Consider the following 10,389-nt stretch of genomic DNA (forward strand, 5'->3'; position numbering starts at 1 on the left):
CTTTATCATCCGGGTTAATGATACTTGGAACGCCGTCACGAATCAAAGTGTTTGTCACAGGGTCCAAACGGACTTCTGTTGTATCCGGAACCTGCTTTACACATACAACAATTTTCATCATCAAAATCCTCTCTATTCTATAAATATAAACAAATTACAATGTTCAAAAATTATCCTAACAGCATACAAAGTGGTAATAATACCAAAGCTCCGACTAAAATAGGAATTACCGTGCAGTTAATAAAAATAGGGAAATATCCTTCTTTATGAGTAACACCGCATACGTTCAATACAGAAATGATCGCTCCGCAATATGGAAGAGAATCCAAGCCTGCGCATCCAACAGAACTCAATCTGTGAATAAATTCCAGATTATATCCCGCCTGACCATATTTAAGCATTAAATCGCCCAGGGATTCATAGAACAATCCAAGAGACCCCGAGGAAGAACCCATCAATCCTGCAAAAACATTCGTCGATACAAAACTGAGTACATATGGATTCATCTGTAAATTTACAATGGCATCTACCGCAAAGGTATAGAACGGTGTCATTTTTACAACAGATCCGAATCCAACGATCGCTGCCGTATTAATAATAACGGTAACAGCGCCTGCAGCGCCCTCATTGATAGCTCTCATAAAGTTTCTGTCCGGAAAATATTTGAAGAACAATATGATTGCCATAATATCCGTAATTAATAAGGCATATACAATATTTAACTGGAAAGCATTGAAAGAAATAATTACAAATAAAATAGGAATTAAGGCAATAAACCAATTTGGTTTTTCCTTTGTATCTTCCAGTTTTTCAACATGTGCCGGAAAAACAAAATGTTCACCCCGTTTTTTTGCTTTCTTTTCTTCCCACATTAAGTAGATAACGCCGATACCAAAACATAAAATTGCCGTCAGGCCTCCAGGTCCCAAAGCTGCTGTAGAGCTTGTTCCCAGGTAATTCATAGGAATAATATTTTGGATCTGAGTTGAAAACGGGCCCGTCATCGCAAAACTCCAAAGTCCCAATGTGGCTGCGCCCGGGATCAACCTTGTAGGAATATCCGCTTCTTCGAAGAGAACTAACGCAATCGGAAAGATAGCGAAAATAACTACAAATGATGTGATACCTCCATAAATTAAGATTGCTGTGGAAACAACGACCGCTGCCATAGCCATCTTTGGTCCAAAAGTCTTTGCAAGCTTTTCTCCAACAGCCTTTGCAGCACCTGTCTGTTCATAAATCTTACCCATGATACTGCTTAATAAGAAAATCAGGAAATAAGAAATAAAGAAAGAAGCCACCCCTGGAATATAATTTGCAGACATTGTTTCAAGTACCGGCAGTCCGCTTAATACAATTGTAATTAAAGCCGCCACACAGCCACAGATAACTGTGCTGATCCCCTTGAAAGCAAAAATAGTCATTACAACCAGTGACAATAAAATTCCGATACCGGATAATGCAATACTGGACATAACATACCCTCCTTAGTTTTTTGTTTAATTTTGTTGTTGCCCGAGATTAATTTATAACAGCATCTCTGATTAGCCCCCACTATGTAAATGCCATTATAAAGCCCTCTTTTGTCTTACCTAAGACAATCCTGGAATTAAACTTCCATTCATCATCAATATATCGCAAAAAATGTGCCAATTTTATTTTCTAACTATTTTAAGGAAAACATCGTCAATTATTTGGCTAATTATTTTACTTTTTTACGCTTACACGTCAAATAAATGTAGCAAAACAGGACATATGTCCTGTTTTGCTACATTTATTTTGCCAAATTTTTAACTTTTTTATTGTTAATCTGAAAGTTATTATTAACATTTTTTCCATAAGTTATTATTTGTTTTTGATATAAATTACTTTATAATAAAAATATAAACTTATCACTAATATATAGAAGGGAGTCGTTCATATGAAATCACAAAATCGTTTATCCAGCACCAATGTAAGTTTCTCTGACCTGGAAGTTGTAAAAACTATTTTTCAAACACTCCCTATTCCTATGATCATTATTGATAAACAGGAAAATATTATTTTTCTAAATGATGCCTATAAATCTTATCTGCATGTGAATAATATAAATTTTCTCGGAAAAAACGTGCGTCAGTTCATAAGCAACAGCCGTCTTCCGATGGTTTTAAGAACAAAGAAGCCTCTGTTTGGCGTCTATCATAAATATGTAGACTCCTATTCCCGTGATCTGGAAGCCGTATGTAATTTAATTCCGGTAATTGAAAACGGAGAGGCCGTAGCCTGTTTTGGAATTGTTGTTTTTCAGAATATGTATGATCTCTTTTCTCTGACTCTGCAAAACAAACAATTGCAGCACGACCTTGAACAGTATAAAAAAGAATTAACCAATCTTAAAGGGGCAAAGTATTCAATCGACAGTATTCTTGGCGAAAGTCAGCCAATTAAAGATATGAAAAACACGATCTATAAGCTTGCGGAAAGCCCTTCCACAGTCCTTATTACCGGTGAAAGCGGTTCCGGCAAAGAACTCGTCGCCCACTCTATTCATCAATACAGTCATCGGAATGCCTATCCTTTAATATGTGTTAACTGCGCTGCCATTCCCGAAAATCTTTTAGAATCTGAGCTTTTCGGCTATATGGGCGGCTCATTTACAGGCGCCAAACGCAATGGTTCCATGGGTAAATTTGAAGCGGCTAATCATGGCACATTATTTCTTGATGAAATCGGCGAACTTCCTTTATTTGTACAGGCCAAATTACTTCGTGTACTTCAGGAAAAAGAAATCACCCGCGTCGGAGGCAATGCACCGATTCCAATTGATGTGCGGGTCATCACCGCAACAAACCGAAACCTCGAACAAATGGTGCAGGATGGCCAATTTCGTGAAGATCTATATTACCGCCTCAACATCTTGAATATTAACGTGCCGCCGCTGCGTGACAGAAAAAGCGATATTCCGATATTGATCCATCATTTTTTGGATAGATTGTGCCGCACACAGGGAATTACAAAAACACTATCAACATCGGCAGAAAATGTACTCCTTGATTATGACTGGCCGGGAAACATCCGCGAATTATCCAACATTATTGAAAGAATTTACTATATGTCCGATTCAAATACGATTGAACTCCATGATATACCATCCCAGATCATACGAGGGCACGTAAACACAAAAGCTAAAAGCTCAGCCGAAAATAACAGCCTCGACGCCATGCTGGCTTATTTGGAACGGGATATTGTTCTTGAGACCCTGAAAAAGACCAATTATAACATATCTCAGGCTGCCAACCAACTGAAGATTCCCCGTTCAAGGCTTTATCGCATTTTAAAACGCCATAACCTAAATCCGGAAACATTAGAATAATAAAACATGCGACAAACGAACACTCTTTCATTTGCCGCATGTTTTATTTATTACGATTATTAATAACAGTCCTTTACTTCAAAAAATTTGGCACGAATTTTGCTGTATATTAGGGTAACTGATTAGTCCCAACCTAATAACATTTTAATTAAGTAAAGGAGATTTATTATGAACGATTTCAAAGTACCTTATGAAGTAGGATTTACAACTCATTTTTCTAAGACTGTCAGTGAAGCAGATGTTTACAGCTTCGCAGGCATTTCCGGCGATATGAACCGCGCCCATTTAAATGATCAGTATATGAAAACAACAGATATCGGACAGCGCGTTGCTCATGGTATGCTGACATTATCTATCGCAAGCGCCGCTGAAACCGTACTTCTGGATGCTAAATTCCAGGAAATGGAAGAAGCCGGCATCAGCTACCTCTCCGCAGGATATGAGCACGTTCGTTTCATCAAGCCTGTATTATTCGGTGATACATTAAACGTATCCTACGAATTAACCGATGTAAACCATGAAACCAAAAAAACCATCGGAAGATTGACCGTTGTCAATCAAAGGGACGAAGTTGTTTGTGTTGGCGATCACATCCTTAAATTCTTTCTTAAAACCAAATAACACTTAATTTTTTAAGCCTATATATCCTAATGCTAAGGGGATATCGCATTTTTTTGATCAAGCGATATCCCCTCCCCTATCTATTTTTCTGTTATACTGCGATTATATGTAAATTTACATTATTCAGCGGCAGACACCTGCCCGACCTCCAATGACGGTTTTTCCCTTTAAATCCGCCCACGAAAAATTTTGATCGTTTGAACGGCTTACGAGGAAATTACCTGCTCTCTGAGTCAACTGGGCAAAATTGACGGCATAATCAGAGTTGCCTTCGTTATAGACATAAATCGTCGCTTCCGGCCCCATAAAACCGATATCCGCCTCCCCGGCGATCATTGCCGTCATAACCTTATCAGCGCCATTTCCATTTGTCAGTTCCACATTCAGGCCCTCTTCCTCAAAATAGCCCTCTTCCAACGCCACATACATCGGGGCATAAAAGATTGAATGGGCCACCTCCTGAAGCCGCACTGTCTGAAGCCCGGAGGCAGATTTTCCACATCCTGTCACCGCCATGGCCAGCATGGCCAAAACAAATCCAATAATCAAACTTTTTTTTCGCATAATAAACCTCCCATCAAGTCTAATACATAGTATTCGGGTCAGTTCTTATGCGTTCCTTTATTTTTCTCGGCTTTCTTCAGCAAATCCGTTTCATTTCACCCGAATGGCCTTCTTCGGACACATTTCCTGGCAGCAGAAACAGGCAATACACTTTTTATAATCATAAACCGGGGCCGCAGGCCGATGAAGATGAATGGCCTTGCCTTCCACCGGACAGGCCTCCACGCAGATACCGCAACGGATACATTTACTTTCCACAATATAGGGTTTTCGCTGAAAATGACGGGAAATCCAACGAATCTGCCGCCAGATCCGCCGCACTTCTCTCCCCCGGTTCACATCATAATCTTTCTTTCCAAAGCGCTCCTGCGCCTGAGAGATAGTCAATGATCCTTCCCTTGTTATCACATCGATATTTTTTTCCTGCCAGACACCCAGGCCCATCTTTTCCCCCTGCACATTGGTCGGCACCAATTCCGGCGCAAGGTTCATCAATCCGCAGCAGACACTGTCCAGAGCTACCGGGTCAGCGGCTATCAGTATAACTCCCATATGAACCGGGGTTCCCGATGCCGGACCATTTCCTTCCATCGCAGTAATGCCGTCCATAATATAAAGACGAGGGCGTATACAACGATTCAAGTCAACCAGCATCCGGGCAAAGCTTTCCGCATTTGAAAACTTTGTATGTCCCTTTGCCTTGTGAAGTCCCTGGATACAGCCATACATATTTTTAACGGCCCCTGTCATCCGCTCCAGCTGATGGGTTTTCATTTTACATATATTAATGAGGGCATCCGTTTCTGTCACGGCCTTTGCCAGATGAAACTGTTTTGCCATCTTTCCCTCCGGATAGTTCACATGGACACATTCGTTAAAATCGGCCATGGGAATTTCCAGTTCTTCCATGGCCGCCGCCAGACCGCAGGCCCCCGCAATTTTGTCCATAGGTCCTACGCCTGCCGAATCCCCATAAGAAACATGGATGAATCCCGCCTCTTTTAATATCTTTGCCATAGCTGCCACAACCGCCGGATGGGTCACAATTGCGCTGTCCGCCTCCGCCTTCCGCAGAAGATTGGGCTTTAAAAGTATCTTTTCCTCCGGGCGGACAAACCGTCCGATACCCCCGAGCTGCCCGATACCCCATAAAAGTTCTTCATATATTTTTTCCCTGTCGTACGTATCGCATTTCAGCAAAACAACCTGACTTTTCAAAATATTCTCCTCTCTGTGTCTCACGGCACAAATCTATTTGCATTATCATATAAACGTATTCATAGCTATAATGATGACCATTACCACTATAGCGATCACCAGCCAAACATCCAGAATGTTTTCCTCATCATTCACCTCCGGAAGGGCATAACGGCTGTAAACCGGCTCATCCTTTGCAAAGGCATCCGAAAGTCTGCGCCCATTCACACGAAATGTGGCTTTAATGATCAATATGACCAACGGCACCATAATGATCGCCAAAATTCCTACCGACATCAGCGCAAACTTCATTTCATCGCCGGTGCCAAGCACCGTTTCCGCATTATAAGCGGCCCCGGACATATCCTCCAGCGTATCCTCTGAAAAAAATCCGGACAAAGTTGAAATACCATTCATAAAAAAGTGCATCAGCATCGGCGTCACAATAGAATCGGAGGCCTCCATCATCAATACCATAATCACACCGAGATAAATGGCATAGGGCATCTGATTAAAATTCATATGAAGCAGACCAAAAATCACTGCTGATAAAATCAAGGCCAGCACCGGTGACTTTTTCCGATAGCTCCGATAAATCACACCGCGCATTAAAAATTCTTCCCCGATGGCCGGGCACAAAGCCATCACCAGCATAGAAACAATGAAACCATGATTATAAAGCTCTACTGCCGTCCCCGCCACCGCATTTTCCACAAAAAACATGGATATCAGATTCAGCAGCGCCACGATCGGATAGGAACAGAGGATAACTAAAAAGGCAAAAAGCACCGTTTTAGGCCTGACCCGGCGAATCCTGAAGGTCTCTTTGATATCCGCCCCGGAAATCACCGTGCCGATTATAGGGATCAGCAAAACAGACAGCTGGGTGCCGAGAACCAGCGGCAGCGTATCATAGATTCCCAAAAAAACCATTAAATATTGAACACCGATCATTACCACCGTCGTAATACATAAAATCCTGTTCGCCGTTCTGGCGCTCAGTCCCGAATTCTGTTCATAATTTTCTTCATACCTGTCTCTGTAATATTCGTACATGTTATTCCTCCATTTTCCATGTGGTTTTAAAAACTATATATTGTGTTTTAATTGACTTTTTTCGTAAATTCGATATAATAAAACATAGCAAAGGAGTGTGTATTTTATGGATGGTTATCCTACGATTCAGGAAATTTTAGATGATTTTATTCAATATATCGAAAACAATTCGCCGGTTTCAGCCTCAGAGCTGCCGAATATCGACCTTTATATGGACCAGGTCACCACATTTATGGATAAATATCTGGAACATTCCAAGCGTTACCCGGAAGATAAGATCCTCACTAAAACGATGATCAACAATTATGCAAAGAACCATCTTCTTCCGCCGCCGGAAAAGAAAAAATATTCGAAAGATCATATGCTGCTTCTGCTTTTCATCTATTACTTTAAAAACATTCTCTCCATCAATGATATCCAAAAGCTGTTGACCCCGATGACTGAGCAATATTTTAAAAATGAAAATGGCAGAGATATGACCTGGCTCTACAGCCATATTATGGATCGGGAGCCGGAGCAGTCAAAACGGGTCGTCGAAGACATCCGCCGTCTGTTTGAAGATGCGCAGAAAATATTTACCGATTGTCCCGAAGATGAACAGGGATATCTCCAATTATTATCTGTCATCTCCCTGCTTTCCTATGATGTATATATGAAAAAGCAATTGATTGAAAAGCTGATCGACGCATCTGATTTCCTTAATAATGAGTCTGATCCCAAAAAGAAAAAGTAGCTATTGAAAAAAGCACCTGTCTCTCTCCCCCAGAGAAACAAGTGCTTTTTTAATTATTCTTTCTTCTCCTGAATACGCTGAATCACCATATCATACCCATCATTTCCATAATTGAGAGAACGGTTGACACGGCTGATTGTTGCTGTCGATGCACCTGTTTTCTCTGCTATTTCAAGATAGGTTTTATGCTGACGAAGCATTCTGGCTACCTCAAATCTCTGGGACAGAGAAAGAATTTCATTGATCGTCGCCAAATCCTCAAAGAAGTCAAAACACTCATCCACCGATTTTAGCTGAATGATCGCTTCAAACAGCGTCTCCACCGCCGAAGTACGTATTTTCTTATTCATAGTAAACCCCATCCTTTAACACTGTAAAATTTGAAATTGATACTTATATATTAACATCTTGCAATGATAAAGTCAATTCAATTTATACCTGTTTCAATCTTCTCCGGTGCATACCGCTCAATCTCCGCCTCAATCCGGCTTTTAACGATGGCCGCGATCTCCACCGTCTTCATTCCTTTATACTGCTCATAGGTCAGCGGTTCCAGATAATGAATCTGAGCTGTCATTTTCTTAATGGAATGCATATCAAAAGCCTTGTAGGAATCAATAATCGCCACCGGCACGATCGGACATTTCGCATAAACGGCGCTCTTAAAAGCCCCGCCTTTAAAATTCAGCAGCTTATTGCCCTCCCGGCTCCGCGTTCCTTCCGGAAAAATAATATAATTTCTTCCTTTTTTTACCTCCTCAGAAACCTCTTTGATCACCGTCATCGACTGCCGGACATCCGAACGGTCCATGGCCTTTGCGCGGAGCATCCGTCCAATCTGCTTCACAAGAATTACATTGGCAACTTCTTTTTTCATGACAAAGGATAAAAAACGCCCATGGGTCTCAAAGAAAAGCAGCGTATCAAAAAGTCCCTGATGATTTGGAAACAGAATATAGCCATTCTCCTTCGGAAGATTTTCCCGGCCATAACATTCCACTGTCACCCGGCCGGCCCGGTTTGCCCGGGTCGTCACCTCCTGAAGAAGGGCATACCGCTGTTCCTCATCATATTTTTCAAAGTTTTCATCCTTCCCATAACGACAGACTTTCATCCACCATCCCGGCACCTTGTAAAGCAGCCGGAGCACCATCAATATAATCCGTTCCATGTCTAAAACTCCACTTCATCTTTATAGTATAACAAGGCGTTGCATATGGCCGCCGCAATATTGCTGCCGCCCTTTCTGCCCGCCGCGATGATCCAGGGAACACTTGTCCGCATAAACAGCTCCTTGGACTCCACCACATTGACAAATCCCACAGGCACGCCAATCACCAGCTCCGGCCAAACCGCGCCGCTCTCCACAAGCTCGTACAGCCGGATCAGTGCAGTCGGCGCATTTCCGATGGCAAAAATAACCGGTTTTTTTATCGCTGCTCCCCGCTCCATACATATGGCCGAACGGGTGATCCCCCGCGCCTTCGCTTCTTTAATTACTGTTTCATCATCAATAAAGCAATGCACCTGCCCGCCGTATTCGGCCAGCCGCCGTTTATTAATGCCCGACATAGCCATCCGTGTATCCGTGACAATATCCGCCCCGCTGCGCAGCGCCTGAATTCCTTTTTTACAGGCTTCCTCTGAAAATTTCAGATTCACATTATAATCAAAATCGGCAGACGTATGAATACAGCGGCGGACCACAGAAAATTCCGGCTCCTTCCAATGAGTCTCTCCAAGTTCCCCGGCGATGATCTCCATGCTGCGCGCTTCAATATTCCCCGGCTTTACAAATTCAATCTGATTCAGCATTTTTTCCTCCCGCTAATATTCGATTCCTTTCCTGGCCCCTATGCCATTGTCAAAAGGATGCTTTTTCTTATGTATCTCGGATATATAATCTGCCGCCTCGAAAAGCAGCCCGCCCTTATACCTTCCGGTCAGGATCCACTCTCTGTCCGCTCCGGCCCTCAAAAGCGCCAGCAGGCCGGTTTCCTCCACTATCCCCCGGCTCACCGCATACAGCACTTCATCCAGGAAAATAACCTCGGCGGATAACTGTCCTGTTTCAAGTTTCCGTATCAGGCCCTCAATCATTTCGGCATAACTGCGTTTCACCGTCTCTTTTTCTTCCGGCGTCATCCGAAAAATAAATTTCATTTCATCCGGGCCCCGCATCAGCTCAATTCCCGGAATCTGCTCCAGAATCTTCCGTTCAGAGGAGGTGTTGCCTTTTAAAAACTGATAGATCAAAACTCTTTTTCCGGCCCCGGCCGCCCTCAGGCACAGTCCCATACCCGCTGTCGTTTTTCCTTTGCCGTCGCCGCAATATATATGTATCATTCACACCCTCCTCTCTCATCAATGACATCTTACCACATTATACCAAAATCTGCCATACGCCGCCGCAGTTTTTCCAACGCCTTTTTCTCAATGCGGCTGACATAGCTTCTCGATATGCCCATCGTCTTTCCGATTTCTCTCTGAGTCACCTCTTTACAGCCTCCCAGCCCGTATCTCTTATATATGATTTCCCTTTCTCTGTCCGTTAATACCTCATCGATGGCAATATACATTTTCTGGATCCGCTCCGAAAGCATCAGGCCATCGACCACATTTTCCGATGTATCCTCCACCACATCGATAAAACTGATCTCATTGCCCTCTTTATCCGTGCCGATAGGTTCATATAAGGATATTTCCCGATTCAGCTTCCTCTCTGTCCGAAGCATCATCAGAAGTTCATTATCAATACACCGCGCCGCATACGTCCCCAGACGGCTCCCCTTATCGGACTTAAAGGTATTCACCGCCTTCACCAGCCCGACAATACCGATGGCGATCAGCTCATCCGTATCCCGGC

Annotated in this window: 11 protein-coding genes and 2 pseudogenes; 3 read left to right on the plus strand and 10 right to left on the minus strand. The window is 42.8% G+C overall.

Annotated features, from left to right (window positions below; translation table 11 throughout):
- Positions 1-118 (minus strand): annotated as a pseudogene (locus ACMN7X_RS00765) (electron transfer flavoprotein subunit beta); the annotation flags it as partial.
- 52 nt (positions 119-170) lie between these two features.
- Entirely contained in the window at positions 171-1,475 is a 1,305-nt protein-coding gene (locus ACMN7X_RS00770) for a GntP family permease (protein ID WP_418745605.1), read from the minus strand.
- A 446-nt stretch (positions 1,476-1,921) separates the two neighbouring features.
- Here ACMN7X_RS00770 and ACMN7X_RS00775 point away from each other — a divergent pair, with 446 nt between their 5' ends.
- Both ACMN7X_RS00775 and ACMN7X_RS00780 read left to right on the plus strand, forming a co-directional pair.
- On the plus strand, positions 1,922-3,352 hold the full coding sequence (locus tag ACMN7X_RS00775; protein WP_418745606.1) for a sigma-54 interaction domain-containing protein: 1,431 nt from the start codon (positions 1,922-1,924) through the stop codon (positions 3,350-3,352).
- 168 nt (positions 3,353-3,520) lie between these two features.
- Positions 3,521-3,973, plus strand: a complete 453-nt coding sequence (locus ACMN7X_RS00780) for a MaoC family dehydratase (RefSeq protein WP_418745607.1) — start codon at positions 3,521-3,523, stop codon at positions 3,971-3,973.
- Positions 3,974-4,108: 135 nt separating this feature from the next.
- Here ACMN7X_RS00780 and ACMN7X_RS00785 read toward each other — a convergent pair.
- From ACMN7X_RS00785 to ACMN7X_RS00795, 3 genes and pseudogenes are all read right to left on the minus strand, one after another.
- Positions 4,109-4,537 (minus strand): annotated as a pseudogene (locus ACMN7X_RS00785) (ABC transporter substrate-binding protein); the annotation flags it as partial.
- 90 nt (positions 4,538-4,627) lie between these two features.
- Positions 4,628-5,755: a DUF362 domain-containing protein gene (locus ACMN7X_RS00790; protein WP_418745608.1), complete on the minus strand. Its 1,128-nt coding sequence runs from the start codon at positions 5,753-5,755 to the stop codon at positions 4,628-4,630.
- A 45-nt stretch (positions 5,756-5,800) separates the two neighbouring features.
- Positions 5,801-6,790 carry a lysostaphin resistance A-like protein gene (locus tag ACMN7X_RS00795; RefSeq protein ID WP_418745609.1) on the minus strand — a complete coding sequence of 330 codons (990 nt, stop codon included), beginning with the start codon at positions 6,788-6,790 and terminating at the stop codon, positions 5,801-5,803.
- A 106-nt stretch (positions 6,791-6,896) separates the two neighbouring features.
- On the opposite strand from ACMN7X_RS00795, the gene ACMN7X_RS00800 reads away from it, so the two are divergent.
- Entirely contained in the window at positions 6,897-7,523 is a 627-nt protein-coding gene (locus ACMN7X_RS00800; RefSeq protein ID WP_418745610.1) for a DUF1836 domain-containing protein, read from the plus strand.
- Between the two features lie 53 nt (positions 7,524-7,576).
- On the opposite strand, the gene ACMN7X_RS00805 is transcribed toward ACMN7X_RS00800, so the two are convergent.
- The 5 genes from ACMN7X_RS00805 to ACMN7X_RS00825 all read right to left on the minus strand — a co-directional run.
- On the minus strand, positions 7,577-7,873 hold the full coding sequence (locus ACMN7X_RS00805) for a YerC/YecD family TrpR-related protein (protein ID WP_178042810.1): 297 nt from the start codon (positions 7,871-7,873) through the stop codon (positions 7,577-7,579).
- A gap of 77 nt (positions 7,874-7,950) precedes the next feature.
- Entirely contained in the window at positions 7,951-8,694 is a 744-nt protein-coding gene (locus tag ACMN7X_RS00810) for a lysophospholipid acyltransferase family protein (RefSeq protein WP_418745611.1), read from the minus strand.
- A gap of 2 nt (positions 8,695-8,696) precedes the next feature.
- Entirely contained in the window at positions 8,697-9,338 is a 642-nt protein-coding gene (locus ACMN7X_RS00815) for a precorrin-8X methylmutase (protein ID WP_418745612.1), read from the minus strand.
- A 12-nt stretch (positions 9,339-9,350) separates the two neighbouring features.
- Positions 9,351-9,869 carry a cob(I)yrinic acid a,c-diamide adenosyltransferase gene (locus ACMN7X_RS00820; RefSeq protein ID WP_418745613.1) on the minus strand — a complete coding sequence of 173 codons (519 nt, stop codon included), beginning with the start codon at positions 9,867-9,869 and terminating at the stop codon, positions 9,351-9,353.
- A 29-nt stretch (positions 9,870-9,898) separates the two neighbouring features.
- Positions 9,899-10,389: sigma-70 family RNA polymerase sigma factor (locus ACMN7X_RS00825; RefSeq protein ID WP_418745614.1), on the minus strand; the 491-nt coding region annotated here is incomplete at its 5' end.

The sequence above is a fragment of the Frisingicoccus sp. genome (assembly GCF_048388605.1).
In the GTDB taxonomy this organism is placed as follows: Bacteria; Bacillota; Clostridia; order Lachnospirales; family Lachnospiraceae; genus Frisingicoccus.

Bases quoted from the DNA above. Each gene is read 5' to 3' on its own strand.
- ACMN7X_RS00770 (WP_418745605.1), bottom strand. From the start codon at position 1,475: ATGTCCAGTATTGCATTATCCGGTATCGGAATTTTATTGTCACTGGTT.
- ACMN7X_RS00775 (WP_418745606.1), top strand. From the start codon at position 1,922: ATGAAATCACAAAATCGTTTATCCAGCACCAATGTAAGTTTCTCTGAC.
- ACMN7X_RS00780 (WP_418745607.1), top strand. From the start codon at position 3,521: ATGAACGATTTCAAAGTACCTTATGAAGTAGGATTTACAACTCATTTT.
- ACMN7X_RS00795 (WP_418745609.1), bottom strand. From the start codon at position 6,790: ATGTACGAATATTACAGAGACAGGTATGAAGAAAATTATGAACAGAAT.
- ACMN7X_RS00800 (WP_418745610.1), top strand. From the start codon at position 6,897: ATGGATGGTTATCCTACGATTCAGGAAATTTTAGATGATTTTATTCAA.
- ACMN7X_RS00805 (WP_178042810.1), bottom strand. From the start codon at position 7,873: ATGAATAAGAAAATACGTACTTCGGCGGTGGAGACGCTGTTTGAAGCG.
- ACMN7X_RS00810 (WP_418745611.1), bottom strand. From the start codon at position 8,694: ATGGAACGGATTATATTGATGGTGCTCCGGCTGCTTTACAAGGTGCCG.
- ACMN7X_RS00815 (WP_418745612.1), bottom strand. From the start codon at position 9,338: ATGCTGAATCAGATTGAATTTGTAAAGCCGGGGAATATTGAAGCGCGC.
- ACMN7X_RS00820 (WP_418745613.1), bottom strand. From the start codon at position 9,869: ATGATACATATATATTGCGGCGACGGCAAAGGAAAAACGACAGCGGGT.